Below are 25,072 nucleotides of genomic sequence, written 5' to 3'. Positions count from 1 at the left end.
CGGGCGCGCTGCAAAGCGCGTCCGTTTCACGTTCAGGCCGCCTTCGCCTTCTTGACGCGTGCGATCTTCGACAATTCACGCAGGATCGTGGTGGTGATCTTGAGGCGCTCGGGGATCGAGTCGAGGTCGCGGATGAACACGATGCTCATGTCCGGACGCACCTTGGCGAAGGACGCTTGGCCGGCGACGTAGGCGACGAGGCCCTGCGGGTTGGCGAACGACCGGTCGCGGAAATGCACCACGGCGCCCTTTGGGCCGGCCTCGACCTTCTCGACGTTGCAGTCGCGACACAGGATCTTGATGGTGACGATCTTGAGGAGCTGCTCCACCTCCGGCGGCAGCGGCCCGAACCGATCGATGAGTTCGGCGCCGAAGCTTTCCATCTCGGCATCGTTCTCGAGGGTCGAGAGCCGGCGGTAAAGGCCGAGCCGCACGGTGAGATCCTCGACGTAGTCCTCCGGGATGGTGACCGGGGCGCCCAGCGCGATGGTGGGCGACCAGGCCTCCTCCACCGGCTCCTCGATGCCGGCCTTGAGCGCGGTGACGGCATCCTCCAGCATCTGCTGGTAAAGCTCGTAGCCGACCTCCTTGATGTGTCCCGACTGGGCGTCACCCAGCAGATTGCCGGCGCCGCGGATGTCGAGGTCGTGGGAGGCGAGCTGGAAGCCGGCGCCCAAGGTGTCGAGGGTCTGGAGCACCTTCAGGCGCTTGTCGGCCTGCACCGTCAGGGTGCGGTTGGCCGGCGTCGTGAACAGCGCGTAGGCCCGGGCCTTGGCGCGCCCGACGCGGCCGCGCAGCTGGTACAGTTGGGCGAGGCCGAACATGTCGGCCCGGTGCACGATCAGCGTGTTGGCCGTCGGAATGTCGAGGCCGGATTCGACGATGGTCGTCGAGAGCAGAACATCGTACTTGCCCTCGTAGAACGCCGTCATCACGTCCTCGAGCTGGCCCGCCGCCATCTGGCCATGGGCGACTGCCACGGTCGTCTCGGGCATCTCGGTGTCGAGGAATTTCTTGACCTCGGCCAGATCCTCGATGCGTGGCACCACGTAGAACGACTGGCCGCCGCGATAGCGCTCGCGCAGCAGCGCCTCCCGGATCAGCAGGGGATCGAACGGCGTCACGGAGGTGCGCACGGCGAGGCGGTCCACCGGCGGCGTCGCGATAATGGAGAGTTCGCGGACCCCCGTCATGGCGAGCTGCAGGGTGCGGGGGATCGGCGTCGCCGAGAGGGTGAGCACGTGCACGTCGGCCTGGAGTGCCTTGAGGCGCTCCTTGTGGGCCACGCCGAAATGCTGCTCCTCGTCGACGATGATGAGGCCGAGATCCTTGAACGCCACGTTCTTGGCCAGCAGCGCGTGGGTGCCGATGACGATGTCGACGGTGCCGGCGGTGAGACCGTCGCGCACCCGCTTCATCTCGGTGTTGGAGACGAAGCGCGACATCTGGGCGACCTCGACGGGCAGGCCTTTGAAGCGCTCGGCGAAGGTCCGGTAGTGCTGGCGCGCCAGGAGCGTGGTGGGCACCACCACCGCCACCTGCTTGCCGCCCATGGCGCCGGCGAAGGCCGCACGCAGGGCCACCTCGGTCTTGCCGAAGCCGACGTCGCCGCACACCAGCCGGTCCATGGGCCGGCCGGCGTTGAGGTCGGTGAGCACCGCGTCGATGGCGTTGGCCTGGTCCTCGGTCTCGTTGAAGGCGAAGCGCGCCGCGAACTCGTCGGTGAGGCCTTCCGGCGCGTGCAGGCGCGGGGCCTGGCGCACGAAGCGCTCGGCCGCGACCCGGATGAGCTGGCCCGCCATCTCGAGGATGCGCTTCTTCATCTTGGCCTTGCGGGCCTGCCAGGCGCCGCCGCCGAGACGGTCGAGGGCGACCTCCGCATCCTCCGAGCCGTAGCGGGTCAGAAGCTCGATGTTCTCCACGGGCAGGAGCAGCAAGCCGCCCGCATACTGGATCTCGAGGCAATCGTGCGGTGCCCCCGCGGCCGTCACCGTCTTCAGGCCGACGAACCGGCCGATGCCGTGGTCGGCATGGACCACGAGGTCGCCGGCCTGGAGCGCCTGGACTTCGAGGATGATGTCCTGCGGGCGCTTGGCCTTGCGCTTCTGGCGCACCAGCCGGTCGCCGAGGATGTCGCCTTCCGAGATCACCGCGAGCTTGTCGACGGTAAAGCCGCTCTCCAGGCCCCACACCGCCACCGCCACGTCGGTGCCGCGCTTGAGTGCGTTCACCGCCGTCAGGGTGTTGATGGCGATGGGCTTCTTGAGCCCATGGTCGGAGAGCACGCTGCACAGGCGGTCGCGCGAGCCATCGGACCAGGATCCAAGGATCACGTGATGACCGGATCCCTGCAGGTCCTTGACGTGCGCCACCGCTGCATCGAACACGCTGGCCGATTCGTCGGCGCGCTCGGCCGCGAAGGTGCGGCCTTGCCGACCCTCGCAATCGATGGTCAGGCGCTCCGGGGTTTCCGGCATCGTGAAGGGCGAGAGCCGGGCGATCGCTGCCGCCGCCACCCGGTCGCGCCACTCGTTGGGCGTCAGGTACAGAGCCGAGGGCTTGAGGGGCTTGTAGGGCGCGACCCCCGGGGACGGGGCCTTCACCGCCTCGGCGCGGGCATCGTAATAGTCGCGGATCAGGGTGAGGCGCTCGGTGGCGGCCTCGTCGACCTGCGCGTCGAACACCAGGGGCACGCCGGCGACGTAGTCGAACAGGGTGTCGAGATGGTCGTAGAACAGCGGCATCCAGTGCTCGAGGCCGGCGTAGCGCCGGCCCTCGCTGATGGTCTCGTAGAGACGGTCGTCACGGGTCGCGGCACCGAAGCTTCCGATGTAGCCCTGGCGGAAGCGCCGGATCGTCTCCGTGGTGAGCTGGACCTCGCTCATGGGGACGAGGTCGAGGGAGCGCAGCTGCCCGATGGTGCGCTGGGTCTCGGGGTCGAAGGCGCGGATCGATTCGAGGGTGTCGCCGAAGAAGTCGAGGCGGATCGGGTTGGGCAGGCCGGGCGGCGACAGGTCGAGGATGCCGCCGCGCACGGCGTACTCGCCGGTGTCCCGCACCGTCCCCGTGCGCAAGAAGCCGTTGGCCTCGACCCAGGCGGTGACCTGATCCATGGGCACCACGTTGCCGATGGCGGCCGAGAAGGTCTCGACGGCGATCTTCTCTCTGGGCGGCACCTTCTGAATCAAAGCATTGACCGTGGTGCACAGGATGCGCGGCTGCTCCTCCGACGAGCGCGAGCGGGAGAGCCGCGACAGGGCGGTCATGCGCTGAGCCGCGATGGCGGCGTTGGGCGAGACGCGGTCGTAGGGCTGGCAGTCCCAGGCCGGGACGCTCATGGCCTCGATCTCGGGGGCGACGAACTTCAGGGCGTTGACGAAGGCCGCCGCGCGGCCGGAATCGCGCGCGACGTGGACGAGGACCGCCGGCCCCTCGACATCGCGGCTCAGCGCCCGGGCGAGATCGGCCACCACGACGGCATCGAACCCTTCCGGCACGTTGGCGAGCGTCGGGCTGTCGCCACGCTTGAGCGCCTCCAGCGCGCGGGCGAGGGGCCCGGATTTCGGCAGGGCGAAGCGCGCCACGGGGGGCTTCGGGGCGGGCGCGGGGGCTTTGGGTTGGGGTTTTGCCATCGGGTCGGGTGTCTGAACTCATTCGGTGGGCGAGGCGCAACGCGGCATCCCTCCCCGTAGGGGGGATCGAGGGCGTCGGACGGTCCCGTGCGGTCGCGCGGTGTCTAGTGAATCGGCGCGTCGTGCTTATGGAACGCCTTGAGGCGGCGGTACACGGGGGTATCGTAGTTCTGCGGCGTCTCGTCCTCGCCCGTGAGCCAGCGGAACAGGTCGCGGTCCGGCACCTCGATGAGCGCCTCGAACAGGGTCAGTTCCTCCTTCGTCAGGGTGCCGATCTCGGCATCGGCGAAGCGGCCCATGATGAGGTCCATCTCGCGGATGCCGCGATGCCAGGCGCGGAAGAGGGTGCGGCGGCGGCGTGGATCGAGGTCCGCGCTGGTGCGGGTGGTTCCGGACATGGGCTCGCCTGTGATGCTGTGATCCGGGGATGACGGGAACTCGGTATCAAGGGATCCCGGGATCGGAGGATCTTCGGACCCGGGCCGATGCGGCATCCGCGCCGGGACCAAGCCTTTCAGGACGTATATAGAGGCACCGCGTCGCGTCACCATCCCACCCGGCGCATGCGCCAACCTCTTAAGGCCACCGCCTTAGCGTCCGCGAAAACCGCCCTCGCCCGAGCCGCATGACCGACGACCCCCGCCCTGCCCCGCTCCGCCCGACCATCCTCGACCCGCTCTTCGCACCGGCGCGCGGCTTGCCGGGCATCGGACCGAAGATGGCGCCGATGATCGAGCGGCTGCTGGGCACCCCCGAGCAGCCGGCCCGCATCGTCGATCTCCTGTTCCACCTGCCCCAGGGCGGCGTGGTGCGAAAGCTCCTCGGCTCCATCGCGGAGGCGCCGCCCGGCGAGCCGGTGACCCTCGGCGTCACCGTGACCGAGTACCGCCCGCCCCAAGCCGGCGCCGGCAAGCGCCCGTTCCGGGTTCTGGTGGAAGATGCGACGGGCGACATCACCCTGGTGTTCTTCGGCATGCCGGCCCCCCGGGTGGAGAAGATGCTGCCGCTGGGCGCCCACCGCTACATCACCGGCCGCATCGACCTCTACGACGGCCACCGTCAGATGGTGCACCCGGCCCGCATCATCGACGAGGCGGGGCTCGCCGCCCTCCCCGCCGTCGAGCCGGTCTACGGCGCCACGGAGGGGCTAACCTCGCGGGCGATCTCGAAGCTGGCGCACGCGGCGCTGGAGCGCCTGCCGGTGCTGCCCGAATGGCAGGACCCGGCCTGGCTGGCCCGCGAGAATTTGCCGACCTTCGCCGACGCATTGCGCGCCGAGCATCGCCCCGAGAACGCCCCGCCGCCCGTTCCGGACGGCGCGACGAGCGCACCCCGGACGCCTGCCCGGAGGCGTCTTGCCTACGACGAACTCCTGGCCTCGCAACTGGCGCTCGCGCTGCTCCGCGCCCGCAACCGCCGGGCACCGGGCCGGGCCAACGCGGGCGACGGGCACTTGAAGGACCGAATCGAGGCCGCCCTGCCCTTCGGGCTCACGGGTGCCCAGAAGCGCGCCGTCGCGGAGATCCGCGCCGATCTCGCCTCCGATCGGCGCATGCTGCGCCTGCTCCAGGGCGATGTCGGCTCGGGCAAGACCGCCGTGGCGCTGCTGGCCATGGCCTCCGCCATCGAGGTCGGCCGGCAGGCGGCGCTCATGGCCCCCACGGAAATCCTCGCCCGCCAGCATTTCGAGCGGCTCGGGCCCATGGCCGGGAGCCTGCGCCTGCGCCTCCTCACCGGGCGCGACCGGGCCGCCGAGCGCCGCGCGACGCTCGCAGACCTTGCGGCCGGCACCATCGACATCGTGGTCGGCACCCATGCCCTGTTCCAGGACAGCGTGGTCTTTCGCGATCTCGGCGTGGCCGTGGTGGACGAGCAGCACCGCTTCGGCGTCCACCAGCGCCTGGCGCTCGGGGCCAAGGGCCAGGCCGTGGACATCCTGGTGATGACCGCCACACCCATTCCCCGCACCCTGGCGCTGACCTGCTTTGGCGACATGGACGTCTCGGTGCTCGACGAGAAACCCGCCGGCCGCCAGGCCATCGTCACCCGCCTCGTCTCCACCGACCGCCTCGACGAGGTGGTGGCGGGGTTGGGCCGCGCGTTGGCGGCCGGCGACCGGGTCTACTGGATCTGTCCCCTGGTGGCCGAATCCGAGTTCATCGATCTCGCGGCGGCGGAGGAGCGGTTCGCGGATCTGCGCCACAGCTTCGGCGACGCCGTCGGGTTGATCCACGGCAAGATGCCGGGGCCGGACAAGGACGCCGCCATGGAACGATTCTCCGCCGGCGTCACGAAGATCCTCGTCTCCACCACCGTGGTCGAGGTCGGCGTCGACGTGCCGGAGGCGACCATCATGGTCATCGAGCATGCCGAGCGTTTCGGGCTGGCCCAGCTCCACCAGCTGCGCGGCCGGGTCGGGCGGGGCGCCAGGGCGTCCACCTGCCTGCTGCTCTATCGCGGGCCGCTGGGGCAGGTCTCGCGGGCACGCCTGGAGATGATGCGCGAGACCGAGGACGGGTTTCGCATCGCCGAGGAGGACCTGCGCCTGCGCGGCGAGGGCGAGGTACTGGGCACGCGCCAATCCGGCCTGGCCGCCTTCCGCCTCGCGAGCCTGGAGACCGACGCCGAACTGCTGCAGGTCGCCCGCGACGACGCCCAACTCGTGGTCCAGCGCGATCCCGGCCTGAAGAGTACCCGCGGACAGGCCCTCAGGGTGCTGCTCTACCTGTTCGAGCGCGACGCCGCGATCCGGCTTCTTGGCGCCGGATGACCCCTCATACCGGTCGATCGCTTCGCGACGCGAATCTGGGCTTCGCTCAGGCGTCCACCGGGGCGGCGGGCTTCACCGCCGCTTCCTGCGCATGGCGCAAGGTGGCGGCCATGGCCTGGATCCGTGCGTGCGGATCGTCGGGCTGGATCACGCCCGCCGACATGACGAGTTTGGCCGCATCGTCCACGCTCATGGCGATCTCAACGATGTCGTGGCGCGGCAGGTAGAAGAAGAACCCCGTGGTCGGATTGGGCGCGCAGGGCAGGAACACGCCGACATGGTCGCCGCCGGGCGCCAGGGCGTTCTGCACGTCGGGCGCGGCCGGCGCCGACAGGAACACCACCGACCAAGTGCCCTTCACCGGAAATTCCACGAGGCCGACAGTGCGGAACGAGGTGCCGTTGGCCGAAAACAGCGTCTCGAAGATCTGGCGCAGGCCCTTGTACAGCCCCGAGATCACCGGGGTCCGGGCGAGCAGCACCTCGCCGAACTCGACGACGCTGCGGCCGACGAGGTTGGCCGTGAGGAAGCCCAGCAGGGTCACCGCCAGGAAGGCGATGACGAGGCCGAGGCCTGGGATCGAGAACGGCAGGTAATGGTCGGGCAGGTAGCTCGCCGGCACCAGGGGCTTCACCCAGCCGTCGATGAGGCTGATGAACCACCACGTGATGTAGATGGTGATCGCCAGGGGGCCCGAGACGATGATGCCGGTGAGGAAGTAGGTCCGCAGGCGACCGCGTGCGCTCACCCGGGGGCGGGCGCCTGCGGGCTCTGGTTCGGGGACCGGTGGGATGAGTGTCGCCACGGATGCACTTTCGGCGCGGGGAACGGCGCCCGAGGATCGTCGGCCGGCCCCGGCCCGCTTGCGTAGAGGTAGCCGCAGACGGGGCCGGGCTCAAGGTCGCGCCTGCGCGCCCGGCCCGCCGGTTCAGTGTCGGGTCGGGCGTTCCGCGAGCGTGTGCGCCAGGAAGAAGCGCACCATCTCGGCGCTGGCATCGGGGCCGCGCGGATCGGTGTAGGACCCGTCCGGGCTGCCGCCGGACCATGCGTGGCCGGTGCCGTGCAGGAGCCAATGCTCCAGCACGGCGCGACCGGCCTCGTCGGTCCGGACCGTGCGGGTATAGCGGGTGCCCCCCGGCGCGGTGCCGTTGGTGACCGTGGTACCGAGAGCCTTGGCGGGCGTCGCCTGGGCGATGACCCGTTCGCCGTTGACGGGATGGACCGTACGGTCGCCGTCGCCGTGGAACACGATGGTCGGCACGGCCGGGCCGTTCCCGCGCGCCTGGACCGCCCCGCCGCCGTTCATGGCCGCGAAGGCGGACGGCATGTCGCGGGCCGCCCCGCAGGCGAGGCCCGAATGGACGCCGACCGCCGCGAACAGGTCGGGATAGGTCGCGGCCATGATGGCCGCCACCGCCCCGCCCGCCGAGAGGCCGGCGACGTAGACGCGGGTTGCGTCGCCGCCGAACTCGGCCACCACCGCCCGGGCGATACCGGCGATGAGGGCCGGTTCGCCGCCCTCGCGCTGCTGGTCGCCGGCGTTGAACCAGTTCCAGCATTTCTGCGCGTTGGCCGAGGGGGGCTGCGCCGGATAGGCCACGAGGAAGCCCTGCGTCTCGGCCAGCGCGTTCATGCGGGTACCGGCGGCGAAGTCGTCGGGCGACTGGGTGCAGCCGTGCAGCATCACGATCACGGGGAGCGTCTCGCCCGTCCGGCCACTCGGCACGTAGACCTTGTAGTCGCGGGCGCCCCCCGCACCGGTGAAGCGGCGCGTCTCGAAGCGGGCGCCCTCGGGCACCGGAATCGGCTTTGTGGCGGGGCCTCGGCCAAGTCCCTGACCGAGTCCCTGACCGAAACCTTCGAGGTTCGGCATCGCCGCCAGACCGCCGGCCTTGGTGAAGCGCTCGGATAGGGCGCGCAGGGCCTGTGCTGGGTCGGGCCGTGCCGCCTGCGTGGGGGCGTCGGCGGTGGTGTCCCTGTCTGCCCCCGGCGCCGTCCAGGCCCCGGTGCCGTCCGTCGGGGCCACCATGTCGAGGATCGGGCGCGGGCGCTTCGTGTCCTTCGGTGCGTCCGCCTCGGGCGCAGGCTTGCCCTGGAGCAGGGCCATCGCCTCGGCGAGCCGCCCGGCCTGGGTCAGGCGGGTGACGGCGGCCATGTCGATGGCGGAGTAGTGGGTTGCGTCGAATGGGGCCATGGATCGGAATCCTTGTCGGTGAGGGAGTTCAGGCGATGCGGTCGGCGAGGGCCGCCTTGACCGCCGGGCTCGCCTGGAAGGCACCCAGCACCTGCACGGAGGCGATGGCGGCGCGGGCGAGTTCGGGGGTGACGTCGGGGGCGATGCTGGCGAGGCCGAGCACCTGGATGTGGAGCGGCGCGCCGGCGTCGCGCGCCGCCTCAAGGGCGACGCGGCTGTAATGGGAGAGCCCGAGTTCGAGGCCCTTGCGGGCCACGGACTGGCGCACGGCCTCGCCCTGGCGTTCGAGCTGGTTGCGCACGGCGGTGCGGATGAAGTCGGCCCGGTTGGCGAAGAAGCCGTCGCGGACCATCAAGTCGATGTGCCCGAGATCGACGAAGCCGAGATTGACCGTGACCTTCTCGCTGTCGGGCAGCTTCGGCCGCAGGGCGTGAACGTTGTTTTCCATCTCCAGAACCCCTTCAGACCATCCGGTTGGATGGTTTTGAGATGGGGATGGGATGGGGAAGCGCAAGGGCGGACATGAAAACGCCCTCGGCGCGACCCTGTGCCGGTCGCGCCGAGGGCGCCTGTCGAAGGTGGGGCCGTGCGCGGCCGGGCGGCTATTCCACCGTTACGGATTTCGCGAGGTTGCGCGGCTGGTCCACGTCTTTCCCCATGAACACCGCCGTGTGGTAGGCGATGAGCTGGATCGGCACGGCGTAGACGATGGGCGCCACCACCGGATCGCAGTCGGGCATGGTCACCGTCGCCATGGTCTCGAGGCCAGCCGCCGCGGCGCCCTTGGCGTCGCCGATGAGGATGATGCGGCCGCCGCGCGCCGCCACCTCCTGCATGTTCGACACGGTCTTCTCGAAGATCGCGTCGTGGGGGGCGATGACGATGACCGGCACGCTCTCGTCGATGAGGGCGATGGGGCCGTGCTTGAGTTCGCCCGCCGCATACCCTTCGGCGTGGATGTAGCTGATTTCCTTCAGCTTCAGGGCGCCCTCCAGCGCCATCGGGTAGCTGGTGCCGCGCCCCAGATAGAGCACGTCACGGGCCTTCGAGACCTCGCGGGCCAAAACCTCGATCTCGCCCTCGCGCTTGGCCGCCTCGGCCATGAGGCCCGGCACGGTGATGAGGGCGTCGACCAAGCCGCGCTCGCGCTCCGCGCTCAGGGTGCCGCGCGCCCGGCCCGCCGCGATGGCGAGGCACAGGAGCACGGTGAGCTGGCACGAGAACGCCTTGGTGGAGGCGACGCCGATCTCCGGGCCGGCCAGGGTCGGCACCACGGCGGAGGCCTCGCGGGCGATGGTCGAGGTCGGCACGTTGACCACCGCCAGGGTGTGCTGGCCTTGGCTCTTGGCGTAGCGCAGGGAGGCCAGTGTGTCGGCGGTCTCGCCCGATTGCGAGATCACCAGGGTGAGGCCGTCGCGGTCGAGGGGCGGCTCGCGGTAGCGCGCCTCGGAGGCGACGTCGATCTCCACGGGCAGGCGCGCCAGTGTCTCGAACCAGTATTTGGCCACGAGCCCGGCGTAGTAGGCCGTGCCGCAGGCGGTGATGGACAGCCGCGAGAGCGTGGCGAAATCGAACGGCAGGTCCCCCGGCAGGGCGACGCGGCCATTGGCCAGATCGACGTAGTGGGCGAGGGTCCGGCCCACGACCTCCGGCTGCTCGTGGATCTCCTTCGCCATGAAGTGGCGGTGGTTGCCCTTCTCGACCCGGTAGGCCTGGGCGACGATGCGCTGGCGCGGGCGTTCGACCATGGCCCCGCCGATGTCGCGGATCTCGGCGCCCGCGCGGGACAGGACCGCCCAGTCGCCCTCCTCCAGGTAGGTGATCTCCTCGGTGAACGGCGCCAGCGCCAGGGCGTCGGAGCCGAGATAGGTCTCGCCGATCCCTGCTTCCCTTTGGCCGAACCCGATGGCGAGCGGCGCGCCGTGGCGGGCGCCGATGAGCAGGTCGTCGTGGCCGGCGAACAGGATGCCGAGGGCGAAAGCGCCGTGCAGGCGCGGCAGGCAGGCGGCCACGGCCTCGATGGGGCTTAAGCCCCCCTCCATGGCGTGGCTGATAAGCTGGGCCACGACCTCGGTGTCGGTCTCGCTCTCGAAGCGGACCCCGAGGCCCTGCAGCTCGGCCTTGAGTTCGCGGAAATTCTCGATGATGCCGTTGTGGACCACGGCGAGGCGCGCCGTGGCGTGCGGGTGTGCGTTGGCCTCGTTGGGGCGCCCATGGGTCGCCCAGCGGGTGTGGCCGATGCCGATGGCGCCGGCGAGGGGCTCGTCGCGCAGGCGCGCCTCGAGGTTGGCGAGCTTGCCCTCCGCGCGCCTGCGTTCCAGGCGCCCCTGCGTCAGGGTGGCGATGCCGGCCGAATCGTAGCCGCGATACTCGAGCCGGCGCAGGGCCTCCACGAGCTGCCCGGCCACGGCGTCCCGTCCGACGATGCCAACGATTCCGCACATGGGTCGTGTCTCTCACAAACGGGCCGCCAAACCGCGGCCGAGCCGGGCTTGTATCGGATTGGAACAGGCGCGCCACCCGGTCGACGCCAAGGGTCGCCGGCAAACCCTCAACGCAAGCTTGAGGCAATCGGCCCAACCGCCCGCATGGTTTACGATTTTGCGCGCTTGGCCTTCTCGGCGGCCAGAGCCGCACGCTTGCCCGGCGCCCATCCGGCGAGGTTGCGCTGGCGCGCCCGCGAGACGGCCAGCGCGTCCTTGGGGACATCGGCCGCGATCACCGAGCCCGCCCCGACGATGGCACCGGCCCCCACGGTGACGGGGGCGACGAGGGCGGTGTTCGAGCCGATGAAGGCGCCCGCCCCGATGGTGGTGCGATGCTTGTTCACTCCGTCGTAGTTGCAGGTGATGGTGCCGGCCCCGACATTGGCGCCCGCCCCGATCTCGGCGTCGCCGAGGTAGCTCAAGTGGTTGGCCTTGGCGCCGGCGCCGAGGCGCGCGTTCTTGATCTCGACGAAGTTGCCGACCCGTGCGCCCGCCTCCAGCACCGCGCCGGGGCGCAGGCGGGCATAGGGACCGATCTGGACGCCCGGCGCCAGGGTGGCGCCTTCGAGATGCGAGAAGGCGTGGACGACAGAGCCGTCACCGACGGTGACGCCAGGGCCGAACACCACATGAGGTTCCACTAGAACGTCCCGGCCCAAAACCGTGTCGATACTGAAGAAAACCGTCTCAGGGGCGATCAGGGTCGCCCCGCCGAGCTGCGCTGCGCGCCGCAGGCGACTCTGGATCTCGGCCTCGGCGACGGCGAGTTGGATCCGGTCGTTGACGCCCTGCGCCTCGGCTTCGTCCACGGCCACCACGGCTACGGTGAGCCCGTCCGCGACGGCGAGGGCGACGGCGTCGGGCAGATAGTACTCGCCGGCCGCGTTGGCGTTGCCGATGCGGGCGAGGAGGTCGAGGGCGTGCCGGCCCGAGAGCGCCATCAGCCCGGCATTGCACAGGGTCACGGCCCGCTCTGGGGGTGTGGCGTCCTTCTCCTCCCGGATGGCCACCACCCGTCCGCCGTCCGTCAGCACGCGGCCGTAGCCCGTGGGGTTCGGACTGTCGAAGGCCAGCACCGCCACGGCGGCGCCGTCGGCCAGGGGTGCGCGCAGGCGGGCGAGGGTGGCGCCGGTGACGAGGGGGGTGTCGCCGAAGGCGACGATCACGTCGTCGTCGCCGGCCGTCAGGGCGTCACGGGCAGCCAGCACCGCGTGGGCGGTGCCGAGGCGCTCGGCCTGGGGAAACACGGCGGCGCCCGGGGCCATCCGCTCGATCTCCCGGGCAACGGCCGCCTGCCCCGGCTCCACCACCACGGCGATGCGGCCCGCGCCGGCCTCGCGGGCGGCGGTGAGCACGTGGCCGAGCATGGTCCGCCCGGCCACGGCGTGGAGGACCTTGGGCCGATCCGAGCGCATCCGCGTGCCCTTGCCGGCGGCCAGCACGATGGCGGTGAGGCTGCGCCCGGTCGTCGTCGCTGCATCCATCGGTCGGTCCCAGTCCTTACGCGCGCTGCCGGTGCGCTACTGCGCCACCGCCGGGTCTGGCAAGGCCCCGGCTGACTCCCGCCGGGTTCGCAAACACCTTCCCTGGAACAAGCGCCTTCCCTGGAACAAGCACCGCCCTCGGAATCAGCGACCGGAGAGGATCAGCGTGATCAGCACGGCGGCGACGCAGACGAACATGACGCAGCCCAGCGCCAGGCTCGCCAGGGTCGTCGTGGAGATGTAGGTGCCGGCGACGTGGCCCAGCACCCGGGCGATGCCGCCCCCTCCGCCCCGCGGGGAATGCTCCTGACCGGGATGGCCGCAGGCGGGGCAAGCCAAGGCCTGCGTGGACACACGGTGCGTGCAGGCGGGGCATGGAATCAGTGCCATGAAGAGCCTCCGTTGCGGCGTCGACGATGACCATCGACGGTCTCGATGTGCCATAAGCGCGCCGGCTCGGCCAGACGGCCAGGCTTGTGTGGGGCGAACCGGCTCCGACGCGTCGAACGGGACCGGGGACTTGGGCGTTGTGTGACACTTAATCTCCAGTTCAGGCCGACGCATGGTAGACCCTGCGCCTGAGCCGCGCTCTCCATCAATCCGGCGCCCGAGCGCGCCCAAACGACAGGTCCCATGACGCTGCCGCTCCCAGGTTCCCACGCTGCCGTTGCTCACCCGTCCGACGCTCCCGCGATGGCAGGTTCCCAGGACCATACCCGCCGCGATCTTCTCCGTGGGGCCGGCGTGGTGGCGTTGTCCGGAGGGCTCGCCGCCCTGCCCGCGCATGCCTTTGCCGACGAGGCTCCGCCCCTTCCGGCGGCCGGCACGCCATTCCAGGCCGGATTGGTCACCGACCTCGCCCGGGCACTGGCCGCGCGCGCCTACGTCGCCCCGCGCACGGACGATTTGCCCGAGGCCCTGACGGGCCTCAACCGCGAGCAATATGCCGGGATTCGGACCGTGCCGGGGAGCGCGGTCTGGGCCGACGCCGACCTCGGCTTCACCATCGAACCGCTCCATCGCGGCTCGGTGTTCAGGGGACGGGTCGCCCTGGCGCTCATCGAGGACGGGGTCGTGCGCCCCGTGGCCTACGACCGCGCCCGCTTCGAGACGGACACCACCCAGATCCCGACGTTCAAGGACGACCCGGGGTATTCCGGTTTCAAGCTCCGGGCCCGGTTCGCGGGCGGCGAGCTCACGGATTTCGCTTACCTCCAGGGCGCTTCGTTCTTCCGCCTCGTCGCGGCCGGCCAGGGCTTCGGCGTCACCGCGCGCGCCCTCACCCTGCGACCGGCCGATGCACGGGGTGAGGAATTTCCCGAGTGGCGTGCCGTCTGGATCGAACGGCCCGGTCCCGGCGGCCCCCTCGTCCTGCATGCCCTGGTCGATTCGCCGTCCGCCACGGCGGCCTTTCGCATGAGCCTGCGCCCGGGAGCGGCTTCGCTCTGCGACGTCGAGGGGACGGTGTTCGCGCGGACCGCCATCGATCACCTCGGACTCGGGGGCATGACCACGAGCTACCTGTTCGGTCCCCACGACCGTCGCGGCGCCGACGATGCGCGCGCCGCCGTCCATTCCTCGGGCGGCTTGCAGATCCGCACGGGCTCCGGCGAGGCGATCTGGCGCCCGGCGCGCAACCCCGAGACCCTGCAGGTCTCGTCCTTCGTCGACGACAGCCCGAAGGGCTTCGGGCTGATGCAGCGGGCGCGGGATTACCGCAGCTTCCAGGACGACATCCAGCATTGGGAATGGCGCCCGTCCCTGTGGCTCGAGCCCCTCTCCGCCTGGGGACCGGGGTCCGTGACCTTGCTCGAAATCCCGAGCGATTCCGAATTCAACGAGAACATCCTGGCCTATTGGCGGCCGAAAGCCGGCCTCGCGGCGGGGGCCGAGCGGGCGTTCAGCTACCGCCAGCACTGGTGCTGGCAGCCACCCGAGCCGGTGCCTGTGGCCGTGGTTTCCGGCACCCGCGCCGGGCGCGGGACGAACGACAACCGGCGCCTCTTCCTCGTCGACTTCACCGGGGAGGGTCTGGCCGAAGCCGGCGACCTGCGGACCCAGCTCTCGGTCGGCCCCGGCGCCATCACGGCGAGCACCCTCTACCGCTACCCCGACCGCAAGACCGTGCGCGTCGCCTTCGAGCTCGACCCGCGTGGCGAGAAGGCGTGCGAACTGCGCCTCGCCCTGCAACGGGGCGACACCCCCCTCACCGAAACCTGGCTCTACCGTTGGACACCGTGAACGCACCCGCGCCTCAAGTCGCCCCGGCACCCGCCCCGTTCCGTCCGGCGATGCCGCCCGAGGCGCCCCTGGCCATGCCGGTGCAGCGCCTCGACACCTGGGACGAGGGCGCCGGCCACGTGCCTTCGGTCCGCCATGGAAAGCCGTGGCTGGCCCGCCTCTTCGTGTTCGGCGCGGCAGCACTCCTCACCGCCTACGGCGCCATGCAGATGTACGAGGTGGTGGCGGTCTCGGGCGGCACCACGGCCCTGCAATACGTGCTGCTCGCCCTGTTCACCCTGAACTTCTCCTGGATCGCGCTCGCTTTCACCGGCGCGATCCTGGGCTTCTTGGTGCTCCTGCGCCGCCCCAAGGCCCCTGCCCTGCCGACGGCGCTCACCACCCGCACGGCGGTGGTGATGCCGGTCTACAACGAGGCCACGGCCCGGACCTTCGCCGCCATCGAGGCCATGCGCGTCGAGATCGATGCCACCGGCCTGGGCCACGCCTTCGACTATTTCGTGCTGTCGGATTCGACGTTGAGCGACGCCTGGATCGCCGAGGAGCGCGCGTTCCTGGATCTTCGCGCCCGCTGGGGCGACGCCGCCCGTCTGTATTACCGCCACCGGCCGAAGAACCATCACCGCAAGGCCGGCAACATCGGCGACTTCGTCTCGCGCTGGGGTGCCACCTACGACCACATGCTGGTGCTCGATGCCGACAGCCTGATGACGGGCACGTGCGTGGTGCATCTGGCCGCCGCCATGGAGGCCGACCCGGATTCCGGCATCATCCAGTCGCTGCCGCTCATCATCAACCGCAACACCCTGTTCGCGCGCGTCCAGCAATTCGCCGCGCGGATCTACGGGCCGGTCATCGCCACCGGCTTGTCGGTGTGGTCGGGCCGCGACGGCAATTACTGGGGCCACAACGCCATCATCCGCACGAAGGCCTTCGCCGCCGCCTGCGGCCTGCCGGACCTGCCCGGCAAGCCGCCCTTCGGCGGCCATGTGCTCAGCCACGACTTCGTGGAAGCCGCCCTGATCCGGCGCGCCGGCTGGAGCGTGACCATGCTGCCCGACCTTCCCGGCTCCTACGAGGAGAGCCCGCCCTCCCTCATCGATGTGGCCGTACGCGACCGGCGCTGGGCGCAGGGCAACCTTCAGCACAGCCGCATCATCGGGGCCGCCGGTCTGAAAACCGCGTCGCGCCAGCACTTCGCCACGGGTATCGCGGGTTACGTCGCCTCGCCGCTCTGGCTCGCCCAGCTCGTGGTCGGTATCGCCCTCGTGCTGCAGACCGCCTACGTGCGGCCGGAATACTTCACGAGCGAGTTCGGGCTCTACCCGGTCTGGCCGCGCTTCGATCCCGTTCGCGCGCTCCGGCTGTTCGGGATCACCATGGGCATCCTGCTCGCCCCGAAGTTTCTGGGGCTCATCCTGGCGCTGATCGACGGCCCCGTGCGACGGGCCTGCGGGGGCGCCGTCCGCCTCGTTCTGTCGAGCCTGATCGAGATCCTGCTCTCGGCCCTCATCGCGCCCATCGCCATGCTGATCCAGTCGGGCTCGGTGTTCCAGATCCTCGTCGGGCGCGACACCGGCTGGAACCCGCAGCGGCGCGACGACGGCTCGATCCCGTGGAGCGACATCGTCCGTCGCCACCGCTGGCACATGGCGCTCGGCCTCGTCACCGGGATCGCCGCCTTCGCCATCGCGACCTCCCTGTTCCTCTGGATGTCGCCGACGATCCTCGGCCTCGTGCTCGCGATCCCGATCTCGTGGGCGAGCGGTCAGCTCGCTTGGGGGCTGGCCCTCAAGCGGCTCGGCCTGCTCATGACCCCGGAGGAGCGCGACCCGCCCGCCATCGCCACACAGGCGGGCCGCCTCGCCGCCCGCAATGCCGCGCAGGGCCTCGACGATGCGGACGCCCTGCGGGCCCTCCACGCCGAGCCCGCTTTCGCAGAGGCCCACGCCGCCATGCTGCCCCAGGCCGCACCCCGGCCGCGCGGCGTCATCGACACGGACCGGGCGCTGGCCCAGGCCAAGGTGGTGGAAGCCCACACCCTCGACGAGGCCGCCGCCTGGCTCTCGCCGAAGGAGCGCATGGCCCTCCTGCACGACCGCGCGCTTCTCGACCGCCTGAGCCGCCTCGAGGCCAGCGCCGCCTGAGTTTTCGATTTCCGACCGCGGCGTTCTCCGTTAGAACCCTCCCACCCCGCCGGCTCCGCGCCGGCGCGGACGGAAGGGTGGCCGAGTGGTTTAAGGCAGCGGTCTTGAAAACCGCCGTGGGGGCAACTCCACCGTGGGTTCGAATCCCACCCCTTCCGCCAGTACTCCATCTAACCTGCTGTTTTTATTGCGAAAATTAATCGTGCGTTTTGGGGCCCTACTATGGGCCCCAACAGGTTCAACGAATGTCAGCGTACGTTGGCGAGCCGCAGCGAACCGAGTGCGGCAATTTGAGCACGGGTCGAGGGTTCAATATCGTTCAAAGGGTAGGCGTCGGATAGAGTCTTCTCGTCTCGCCCAGCTCGACGGACAATCCGACATCTTCACTCACGATATTCGTTGACCAACGCCTCGCGATTTCGGACCAGAGATCCTCCGGTGCAATGCCGAGCTTCTTTGCGGCCTCTCGAAGATTTTTTATGACCCTCATCAAATCCTCGTTAGTGCTACCGGCGAGGGCCGGCACTGCGAGTGCTCCTAGGGAAGGACTCTCCAAGCCGCGCAAGCGGACGTCGAGTAGTAGGCAACGGAGCCGATTTGCCCGTTTAGTGGCTGAGGGCAGCGAAGCTGCTGGCGCCATCCCAGTCGTGATCGCGTCCCAATCCGCGATTGCCCCAGGGCCCCAGGCATGGTGCATTGCTTCTAAGATCCCAAGCGGACCTCCACCGGTCGTTCCTGCGGCAGCGGCGTAACCACGCTGCAGGTTCCCGACCAGTCCTTCGGCCGCAGCAATAATAAGCTCGTTCGCACCTGCATCGAGGGGTCGGTTGGAGCGCGCCGCGAGCTGATGCAGAAATGCGAGGCTGTCGGCTTCGCTTAGGCGTTCGAGCGTGAGGTCGGTGCATCGCGAGGTGATCGTATAGCGCATCCGCTTGCGATCCGCTGTGATGAATACGAACGCGACGTTGCGCCCTGGCTCTTCGAGCCTCTTTAAAACAGAGTCGAGCAGGGATCCGACAGTAGCCTCCGCCTCCGTGATGATGAGAACGGGGTGGCGGATAAACGGCAACGATCGTTCGGCCCCATCGATAAAAGCTCTAAGCTGAGTTTCGTCTAGATTCTCGGTCGCGTCGCATTCTAGATAATTTACCTGGTCGGGTGTTGGGCTGAATCTATGACATCCCTCACACAGCCCACACGGCGCATCCGCCGCGCCCTCGCATTGGATCGCGCGCGCGAACAGGCGAGCGATCGCTTGGCGTCCTGAGCCTGGCGGTCCTTCGAGAAGGATCGCCGGTGCTTTCGGCTCCGCCGCGAGGGACTGCAATTGCGCGACCGCCCCCCGAGAACCTGGCACCTGCGCAAAGCTGGAGTACGATAGGTCAGCCTTATCACTCGATAGGGAGGCGCGTTCGCCCTGATGCAGAGGTAACCCGTCGACTACCTCTGGTGGTTCATCGCTGAGTTCTTCCTGTTCAGGGGTGGCCTCGCTCGCAGCCCAGGTCCGGGTGACGATAGCGCGAACTTGGCTAATGAAGCGGTCAGCGAGAGGCGGGTCCTGCGCCTGCAGCGCGGCCTCAAGCGCCGCGTGCAAGTGATTGCGTGCAGCTCGCAGAGCGGCACGATCGTTCGTCCCACCGTTCACTAGACGGGCTGCTAGACGCCCCCAGTCCAGGACAGCTTCATCCACTGGAGCCTGACCGCGGACGAGCGTTCGGAACCGGCGGCCCAATAAGTCGACGAACAGGCAGGGGTTGAGGTGAGCCTCGTCCTCGTGGATCAAGAGGAACACGCACCAAGTGAGGAGGACCCTGAAGGAAGCACCCATTGCTTCCGTGCGCTGCCGTGTTCGTTGTATCGGGTTCACTCCACGGCTTCGACGCAGCAAAGTCGCCGCGCTCCGGTGCAGTGCCGCGAGGATCTCGTCCGGCCGATAGCCCTGGCGATACCAGCGATCGTCAATCAGGCGGACGAGTTGCGCCAAACTCCCGTCGTCGCACGTTGCGAGGAAGCGCTCGAGCCGAGGCGCGATCGCGCGTGCAGGAGCGATTGCATCGCGCTCATCTGCCAGATCGGTGTCGAAGCAATTGCGGGCAAAGTCGATGCCGCCTGCCAGGGCGCCCGCCTGAAACGCCTGGACGAGCTGCGGCAGCGTCCAATTGTCTTCAAGACAGCGCGCGCTCAGCGAGGCAACCAGCCTGCTGCGACCCTGCAGGCGCGCGAATTCATACCAGGGTGCCCACCGCATCAGGCCATTTATGAGAGCCTCAACAGTCGCGGAGGTGACAGGCGGTTCCTCGATTACCAGCGCCTGGGCAGCAAGCTCGGCCCAACCCGGCTGAGCAAGGAGCGGACTCGTGTGGGGCAGGCACAGAAACGCCGTGTGGTTGCCTAGGCCGGCCAGAATTGGGAGGTATGAATCCGACTCACGCGTCCCGGATGGCCTGCCTCTGCGCGTCGCCTCCTCGCGATAGGCGAACACAGTGGGGTAGAAGCGAGCCGCCAGAAGCCCGTCGCCGACGGCTTCGAGCGTCGGCGCGTCCTCGAATCCCCAATCGATCGCCCGTGCGCAGGCAATGACCCGCATGCGCACCTCGCGACGGAAGCGGCCGGAGCGGTAGATGTGCAGGAGGGGCCGACCGGCCTCAAGAGGAGGCGGCTCACACAGGAAAGCGAGTTCGTCGATTGGGGGCTCAGCCCGGTTCTGCGCCTGCCGCACGATAGCCTACAACGCCCTTGCTGCCGGCGACGATGGCCGTCTGCGTCCACTGTGCTTGACGCCTACCCCATGACCGATCGTGCCGTCGGGGCGCTTACGACCTCTGGGCCCAGTCAGCATCAGATCGCCTTCAGCTCATGAGAATAGACAGGATCAACAACGCCTCCTGTCCAGGCCATGCTGTGATTGGCACCGCGCCACGCCTGGTTGCGACCTTCGGCACGCGCCTCGAAGATAATGGCCCATCCCGCCTCACGGGCATTTCCAGCGCGCTCTGCTGGTTCAACCGAGTGCACGAGGCCGCCGAACTCTGAACTGTGCTTCTTCGCGCTGTGCAAATAAATCCACCCACCGACCAGCGCGGCGGCTTCGGCCTGCGAAATTGCCCAGCAGCACGACCGCCATGAGCTATCGTCGAGCTTCGAGAGGCCGTTGAGGTTCACCCCGTCATCGCGACGGCAGATCAGATGAATCGCTCCTGGCATGCGTCCCCCTCTGCTTGGCACCGACCGTACGCCAGCCGGAGGGCGGACGCGCGCGAACCGGGAAGCGCGCAGCAGGCTGAGCTGTGCGTTAAACAAAACCCGAAACATGAGCACTCAGCGCCTGCGGGGCGGCCAGATCTCCCAGTCTCGCCCTGGCCTGGCACGCGCGTCGAGCGGGAAAACCTGGGCAAGCGCTTCAAGCGCGGCCACTCGGTCCCGCCGTGTCGCCAGATCACTTTCCGGAAATATCGTATCGATCTGCTGGCGCCGCGTGGCTCGGTCGGCCGAGAAGCGTTGGCGGTGGCGGTGTTCATCGAGTTCCCATCCCTCATCGATCCGCCCGTAGGCGCCATCATCGTACGCGGACAGGTATGGCATCCCTGTCGCCGCGACCCGCGCCTCGAATGTCGTCTGTGATAGGGCTTCGGAAGCGCTGTAGGCGCGGTCCGGCCGGCCGGCGGGGCTGCGCCGCTTCGACGCTGGAATACCGAGCAGCGTGACGAGCGGTTGCGGTGATGCCTCACCCTGTGCCCTGTCTTGAACGCCAGGATCGAGGCTGGCGCAGAGATCACGCACGCATTTCCAATGGAAGCCGATCCGACCTGCAGGCGTCCGGACCATCGAGGGGGCGAGCCGGTCGAACGTCAGTGCATCGTCCGCAATAGTGAGCCCTCGGCTCTTTATGAACCACGCGCACGTCCACGCCTCGAAGGCAGACAGCTGCCCGGGCGGAACGTGTGCGACGAAGCGGCTGCACGTGCCAAGGGCCGGATCGATCTCGCGAAGGAGCAGGCGAAAGACCGGGGTCCCGGATCGGCGAAGCCAATTGGCGGCGTTGCGGCAGAACTCCGTCATCAGAGTTGCTTCATTGCCCGATGGCTGTATAAGCTGGTGGCATACCAGCAGGTGGCAGGTGAAGCAGAGGCCGTGCTCCTGGATCAGGAACGATGCGGCTCGGATGATCTTCTCGGCCGTATCTCGCGCGAGATGGGTGGCCCTGGCAGGAGCGGAGCGTACGGGACGTCGAGGGTTTGCGCCGCTCACTCGGGCAACTGGCTTCGCCTTCGCCCGGGCGGGTCGATCTGAGCGGGGCGCTAGATCGGCATGCGCCCTGACGTCGGGCACGCCCGGGGCGTTGAAGCGGTCGAGGAACAGGACCAGGCGCAGCTGCAGCGCGGCGTCGTCCTGATCGGCTGGGACCATCGGCCAGAAGCCGCAGATGGCCTGCCAGAATACGTTGCTGTCGACGCCGGCGTCACGCAGACGTCGTTGCAAGACTTCGTGGATCGGGGCGCGTTCGGCGGCAGTGATCGCATCGATCAGCGGGTCGAGCGTGACGCTCAGGCTGAGCACCTGCTTGTAGTATAGCGACAGAAGGAACAGCTGTAGGTAGCGCAGCTTGATCGCGGTACCCTCAGGCCAGTCGGAGAAGGCCTGGAGCTGCGGGCCCAAGTCGCCGACAGCGAGAGCCCTGCCGAGGCGCAGCAGATGTTCGACCAATCCGACGCCGAACGCCGCGAGTACGTGATCACGGGTGATCGGTTGGACGGAGGCGACCTGTTCAAGTCCCCGCAGGAGATCGCGGGGGTGGCCCCGTTTGAGCGCGCCCAGCACCGCCAGGGCGTCGCTCTCGGCCTGAATGCCCTCTTGCTCAGCGATCTCGCGCAGGTACTGGACGGATGCTGGAGCGGTGAGGGAGCGGATCTCGATCGATTGCAGCCTGGAGCGCAACGTCTCCGGCAGGCTCTCGGCCTCCGTCGTCGCCAGGAAGACGATCGTGTTCTCCGGCGCGTCCTCAATCGGCTTGAGCAGGGCGGACTTAGCGGCGCGTGTCATCGCCTGCGCTTCATCAATGAAGAGGATCCGCCATCGATTTTCCGATCGGCACGGGCGCCTGAGCCAATCCGCAAGGTCGTCCACGACGTGTTTATGTGTGTTGAAGCGCGCCCCGTCGAACTCTCGAAAGTCCCGATGGAGTCCGTCGGTCATTTCTTGACAGGACCGGCATTCGCCGCAGGGAGAACCTTCGGTCTCGTCGGGGGCCTCACAGTTCAGGGCTGTCGCATAGATGCGCGCTAAGGTCGTCTTGCCGGACCCAAAGGCACCTTGAAAAAGCGTGCTCTCGCCGTGCTGACCGTTCAGGATGCGGTGACGGAGATAAGCCACAGCCCGATCCTGGCCCCTTACCTCCTTGAAGCAGTGGGGGCGGTAGCGGCCCACTAGATCCATCGCCATGCGGTCCCTCAGGTGCTCAAGAAAGCACCCAACATGCAGCAGAGGGGGGTCTAAGTCGCAAGAGTTTTTGAGGAGCGGTGCACAACTGTGTTGAGGGCAGCTCGTCCAGCACAGCTGTGGTTCGATGCTGCATGAGGCACGTAATGCGGAGCCGGTGCTGCCGCCAGCAGGAAGTGCACGAAGTCGTCTGAGTGGTGCGTGGTGCTCCTCCTATATGGCACTGCAACCGCGATGGGTTGCCTCATCCGTCATCAACTCAGGTGATCCTCGATGTCCGCGACACTCGTCACACCCAGCAAGGGCGCTTTCTCGCTGAAGGATTTCATGGCTTGGTCCAGCATCGGCCGGACGAAAGCTCTGGAAGAGATCGCGGCGGGACGTTTACCCGCAGTCAAAGTGGGGCGCCGCCTTCTCATTCCAGTTAATGGTGCCGTCGCATGGCTCGCCGCCCAGCCGCGAGTTGGATCGAACTGAATGGTCACGCAGGTCAACCCGCAGCTGTAAATTACAGTAAGGTTATTGCGCGTGAGGAGGCGCAATCAGTCAAGCCCCTGGCGACGCCCCGGTGCGATGCCCGTTCGGCGCCACCATAGGATGAAGACGATCATTTACTAGCCGCTTTCCGAACGCTTAAGTCGCAACGACAAGGATGCTAACTTGCAGAGCATCAGCGTCTCCTGATCCGAATCTCTGCGCAGAACCTATCATCATGAGCCAAGTCTCGTGGGTTGCGGGGATGATAAGCGATGGCAACAGATGTTTCGCTGGGTATTCCGCCCCAAAAAGCTCAGGACAAGCGACGGGTTGGCTGTCGATTGAGCTGGTTGCGGACTAAATACAAAAAGGAGGGAGATACTATCATCCCCCTCTGGAGCGGATGACGCCGAGGTCCGAGGCAGCGAGACGGCCGAATCAGCCGGGTAGGCTGAACTTCCTCAATTCGAATGGAATGGAAGCCGAGCCCGTATCTGTGCGGGCGTTCGGAGCTTCCTTAGATGTCGAGCATTCCCCTACCCCAGTCCATCCGCCCCTTGGGTGAAACGACGGCTCCCCTGATCGCCGATCGCGCCGATTTGCCGACCTCGGTTGGGATAGCGCTTTCCGCATTATCTCCTACGACGCTGCCAAGCCGCCCCGTGCCGCTGGTACCTGAAGACGTGCTGCGACGGCAGGACGTCTTCGTCTCCACCGACACTCGCTTTACCGCCGCGTGCCGCCTGCTGGCCTCGCTCTGGCGGGAGGAGCACGGTCTGCCGGCCGGGCAGCACCGCCTGGAGCCGCGGCGGGCCGGGGGCCGGACCGCCTCGTCCACGATATCCGACACCGTCCGGCCGAATTCCGTCCGTCTGGCCTCTCGGCTCTCCACGGCCGCGGCGCGGGCGGGAGCTACCTTCCTGAGCCCGGCGATCGCCGCCCACGTCCGAGAAATCCTGCTGTTTCGCGAGCCTGGCGCGCTGTTCGAAGAGACCCGGCTGTGGGGCAACCTCCTGTCCAGCCAGGCTTTGACCCTTAACCTCTTCGTCCCCCTGGCACTCGACCTAGGCCGCGCCGCGACCGTGCTCCAACGCCTGCTGCCGGGCTTCGTGGGCACCGTCACCGGGATCCGCTTCGAGCACAGCCCGGGCCGGCGTGGGCCGGACTACTTTGACGACGGCACGGCTTTCGATGTTTTTATCGATATCGTGACGCCGGAGGGCGAGCCCGCCTTCGTGGCCATCGAGGTCAAGTACACGGAGAGCGCGGGCGGTCCCACTCCGGCTCCGCGACTGCGCTATGATGAGACCACCCGGGATAGTGGCCTATATCGCGATCCTAACGCCGCGGTCTTAGCTCGGTCGGGATTCGAGCAGCTGCGGCGTGAGCACGTTCTGAGCCAGCTCCTGCTGCGGCACGGTCTGTACGGCCGGGGCTATTTTATCCTGCTCGGGCCCGCTCACAACAATCACGTCCAAACCATGAGCCACCGCTACGCCGCCGAACTCGGAGACCCTGCCGAAGCGCACTGCCGAGTCGGCTTCAGCACCCTGACCTTGGAGGCGGTGGTCGCCGCGATTGGTGAGACGGGAGCGGCCGACTTCGCCACCTCATTCACAGCCCGTTATCTCGACACTGCCCGCGTCGCTCGCTTCGTGCTCGCACAGGACATGCCGGCGCTGCCGGCTCCTCGACGCCTTAAGGGCAAAGCTACCTCGGCTGCCGTTCCAGACCGGTCGAACTCCGAACAGGTTTCGGATGCGGCTTCGTTCGATTGGCCTCGCACCAAGCCTGCAGTAAGATCGAGAACGCCGCGGATCCGAGCTAACAGGCTGAAGCGGGGCTCTGACGAGAGCCAGATTCAGCCCCGCGCATAAGCGCGCTGCCGCCGCTGTCCCGCCGGGTGCTCGCCGATCTCGGCGACACCTATCCAGCCCTGCGCCCCACGACGGTTGCAACTGCTTCGTCGGCGCAGCGCGCCCTTGCCGACCTAATCGGCCTGTTGAATGCGCAGGCCCTGACCTTTGCAGTGCGCGACCGGGTCGAGGGATCCTTGATTTGGCATCACCGTTTCATGCAATCCGACAAGTGACCTGACCGGTATTTTGGACCGAGCCAATTGGAAGGCTACTGCATGGTGGCGGCCATGGGTAGCCGGAAGGCCAGATCCGGGAGGGTGACAGGCGCCGGGAGGGTGACAGGCGC

The 25,072-nt window shown here is 68.3% G+C and carries 17 protein-coding genes and 1 tRNA gene; 7 read left to right on the top strand and 11 right to left on the bottom strand.

All coding sequences use genetic code 11. The annotated features are described in order from the left end of the window. Window positions 1-32: 32 nt before the first annotated feature. Window positions 33-3,632, bottom strand: coding sequence for a transcription-repair coupling factor (mfd, locus tag ASF22_RS10485; protein ID WP_056167971.1), 3,600 nt, complete (start codon window positions 3,630-3,632; stop codon window positions 33-35). Between the two features lie 104 nt (window positions 3,633-3,736). Continuing rightward, window positions 3,737-4,030, bottom strand: coding sequence for a succinate dehydrogenase assembly factor 2 (locus ASF22_RS10480; RefSeq protein WP_056263903.1), 294 nt, complete (start codon window positions 4,028-4,030; stop codon window positions 3,737-3,739). A gap of 227 nt (window positions 4,031-4,257) precedes the next feature. Between ASF22_RS10480 and recG the strand changes: the two genes are divergently transcribed. After that, window positions 4,258-6,402: an ATP-dependent DNA helicase RecG gene (gene recG, locus ASF22_RS10475; protein ID WP_056167968.1), complete on the top strand. Its 2,145-nt coding sequence runs from the start codon at window positions 4,258-4,260 to the stop codon at window positions 6,400-6,402. A gap of 46 nt (window positions 6,403-6,448) precedes the next feature. Here the strand turns inward: recG and ASF22_RS10470 are convergent, their stop codons facing one another. The 6 genes from ASF22_RS10470 to ASF22_RS23775 form a co-directional block, all read right to left on the bottom strand. Next, window positions 6,449-7,207, bottom strand: coding sequence for a DUF502 domain-containing protein (locus tag ASF22_RS10470; RefSeq protein WP_056167963.1), 759 nt, complete (start codon window positions 7,205-7,207; stop codon window positions 6,449-6,451). Window positions 7,208-7,330: 123 nt separating this feature from the next. Further along, a complete protein-coding gene (locus ASF22_RS10465) occupies window positions 7,331-8,596 on the bottom strand; it encodes a PHB depolymerase family esterase (RefSeq protein WP_056263901.1) in 1,266 nt (421 codons plus the stop codon). 28 nt (window positions 8,597-8,624) lie between these two features. Continuing rightward, window positions 8,625-9,044: a hypothetical protein gene (locus ASF22_RS10460; protein WP_056263900.1), complete on the bottom strand. Its 420-nt coding sequence runs from the start codon at window positions 9,042-9,044 to the stop codon at window positions 8,625-8,627. Window positions 9,045-9,198: 154 nt separating this feature from the next. Beyond that, the gene (gene glmS / locus ASF22_RS10455; RefSeq protein WP_056263898.1) at window positions 9,199-11,040 is read right to left on the bottom strand and encodes a glutamine--fructose-6-phosphate transaminase (isomerizing); all 1,842 of its coding nucleotides are present in this window, start codon (window positions 11,038-11,040) and stop codon (window positions 9,199-9,201) included. 149 nt (window positions 11,041-11,189) lie between these two features. Then, entirely contained in the window at window positions 11,190-12,566 is a 1,377-nt protein-coding gene (gene glmU / locus ASF22_RS10450; protein WP_056263897.1) for a bifunctional UDP-N-acetylglucosamine diphosphorylase/glucosamine-1-phosphate N-acetyltransferase GlmU, read from the bottom strand. A gap of 144 nt (window positions 12,567-12,710) precedes the next feature. Next, entirely contained in the window at window positions 12,711-12,956 is a 246-nt protein-coding gene (locus ASF22_RS23775; RefSeq protein ID WP_056167940.1) for a hypothetical protein, read from the bottom strand. 303 nt (window positions 12,957-13,259) lie between these two features. On the opposite strand from ASF22_RS23775, the gene ASF22_RS10440 reads away from it, so the two are divergent. From ASF22_RS10440 to ASF22_RS10430, 3 genes are all read left to right on the top strand, one after another. Continuing rightward, window positions 13,260-14,807, top strand: coding sequence for a glucan biosynthesis protein D (locus ASF22_RS10440; protein WP_244474253.1), 1,548 nt, complete (start codon window positions 13,260-13,262; stop codon window positions 14,805-14,807). A gap of 50 nt (window positions 14,808-14,857) precedes the next feature. Further along, a complete protein-coding gene (gene mdoH, locus ASF22_RS10435) occupies window positions 14,858-16,954 on the top strand; it encodes a glucans biosynthesis glucosyltransferase MdoH (RefSeq protein ID WP_156629962.1) in 2,097 nt (698 codons plus the stop codon). A 71-nt stretch (window positions 16,955-17,025) separates the two neighbouring features. Then, window positions 17,026-17,115, top strand: a tRNA-Ser gene (locus ASF22_RS10430). 158 nt (window positions 17,116-17,273) lie between these two features. On the opposite strand, the gene ASF22_RS22960 is transcribed toward ASF22_RS10430, so the two are convergent. From ASF22_RS22960 to ASF22_RS10420, 3 genes are all read right to left on the bottom strand, one after another. After that, on the bottom strand, window positions 17,274-19,541 hold the full coding sequence (locus tag ASF22_RS22960) for a hypothetical protein (protein ID WP_082483624.1): 2,268 nt from the start codon (window positions 19,539-19,541) through the stop codon (window positions 17,274-17,276). Window positions 19,542-19,792: 251 nt separating this feature from the next. Further along, the gene (locus ASF22_RS23770) at window positions 19,793-20,158 is read right to left on the bottom strand and encodes a hypothetical protein (protein WP_156647664.1); all 366 of its coding nucleotides are present in this window, start codon (window positions 20,156-20,158) and stop codon (window positions 19,793-19,795) included. A 114-nt stretch (window positions 20,159-20,272) separates the two neighbouring features. Beyond that, window positions 20,273-22,387: an AAA family ATPase gene (locus ASF22_RS10420; RefSeq protein WP_280137415.1), complete on the bottom strand. Its 2,115-nt coding sequence runs from the start codon at window positions 22,385-22,387 to the stop codon at window positions 20,273-20,275. Window positions 22,388-22,663: 276 nt separating this feature from the next. Between ASF22_RS10420 and ASF22_RS23765 the strand changes: the two genes are divergently transcribed. The 3 genes from ASF22_RS23765 to ASF22_RS23760 all read left to right on the top strand — a co-directional run bounded on the left by ASF22_RS23765 (window position 22,664) and on the right by ASF22_RS23760 (window position 24,959). After that, entirely contained in the window at window positions 22,664-22,867 is a 204-nt protein-coding gene (locus tag ASF22_RS23765; protein WP_156647663.1) for a DNA-binding protein, read from the top strand. Window positions 22,868-23,388: 521 nt separating this feature from the next. Then, complete coding sequence (locus ASF22_RS10415) at window positions 23,389-24,744, top strand: hypothetical protein (protein ID WP_156647662.1); 1,356 nt, start codon at window positions 23,389-23,391, stop codon at window positions 24,742-24,744. A gap of 26 nt (window positions 24,745-24,770) precedes the next feature. Further along, entirely contained in the window at window positions 24,771-24,959 is a 189-nt protein-coding gene (locus ASF22_RS23760; RefSeq protein ID WP_156647661.1) for a hypothetical protein, read from the top strand. Window positions 24,960-25,072: the final 113 nt, after the last annotated feature.

Origin of the sequence: Methylobacterium sp. Leaf87, assembly GCF_001422775.1 — a bacterium.
Classification (GTDB): domain Bacteria; phylum Pseudomonadota; class Alphaproteobacteria; order Rhizobiales; family Beijerinckiaceae; genus Methylobacterium.
Note: the sequence above shows the minus strand (reverse complement) of the source record. Positions and strands in the feature narration are given on the sequence as shown.

Coding starts and splice junctions, on each gene's coding strand:
- mfd (WP_056167971.1), bottom strand. CDS start 3,632: ATGGCAAAACCCCAACCCAAAGCCCCCGCGCCCGCCCCGAAGCCCCCC.
- ASF22_RS10480 (WP_056263903.1), bottom strand. CDS start 4,030: ATGTCCGGAACCACCCGCACCAGCGCGGACCTCGATCCACGCCGCCGC.
- recG (WP_056167968.1), top strand. CDS start 4,258: ATGACCGACGACCCCCGCCCTGCCCCGCTCCGCCCGACCATCCTCGAC.
- ASF22_RS10465 (WP_056263901.1), bottom strand. CDS start 8,596: ATGGCCCCATTCGACGCAACCCACTACTCCGCCATCGACATGGCCGCC.
- ASF22_RS10460 (WP_056263900.1), bottom strand. CDS start 9,044: ATGGAAAACAACGTTCACGCCCTGCGGCCGAAGCTGCCCGACAGCGAG.
- glmS (WP_056263898.1), bottom strand. CDS start 11,040: ATGTGCGGAATCGTTGGCATCGTCGGACGGGACGCCGTGGCCGGGCAG.
- glmU (WP_056263897.1), bottom strand. CDS start 12,566: ATGGATGCAGCGACGACGACCGGGCGCAGCCTCACCGCCATCGTGCTG.
- ASF22_RS23775 (WP_056167940.1), bottom strand. CDS start 12,956: ATGGCACTGATTCCATGCCCCGCCTGCACGCACCGTGTGTCCACGCAG.
- ASF22_RS10440 (WP_244474253.1), top strand. CDS start 13,260: ATGGCAGGTTCCCAGGACCATACCCGCCGCGATCTTCTCCGTGGGGCC.
- mdoH (WP_156629962.1), top strand. CDS start 14,858: ATGCCGCCCGAGGCGCCCCTGGCCATGCCGGTGCAGCGCCTCGACACC.
- ASF22_RS22960 (WP_082483624.1), bottom strand. CDS start 19,541: ATGCGGGTCATTGCCTGCGCACGGGCGATCGATTGGGGATTCGAGGAC.
- ASF22_RS23770 (WP_156647664.1), bottom strand. CDS start 20,158: ATGCCAGGAGCGATTCATCTGATCTGCCGTCGCGATGACGGGGTGAAC.
- ASF22_RS10420 (WP_280137415.1), bottom strand. CDS start 22,387: ATGGATCTAGTGGGCCGCTACCGCCCCCACTGCTTCAAGGAGGTAAGG.
- ASF22_RS23765 (WP_156647663.1), top strand. CDS start 22,664: ATGTCCGCGACACTCGTCACACCCAGCAAGGGCGCTTTCTCGCTGAAG.
- ASF22_RS10415 (WP_156647662.1), top strand. CDS start 23,389: ATGTCGAGCATTCCCCTACCCCAGTCCATCCGCCCCTTGGGTGAAACG.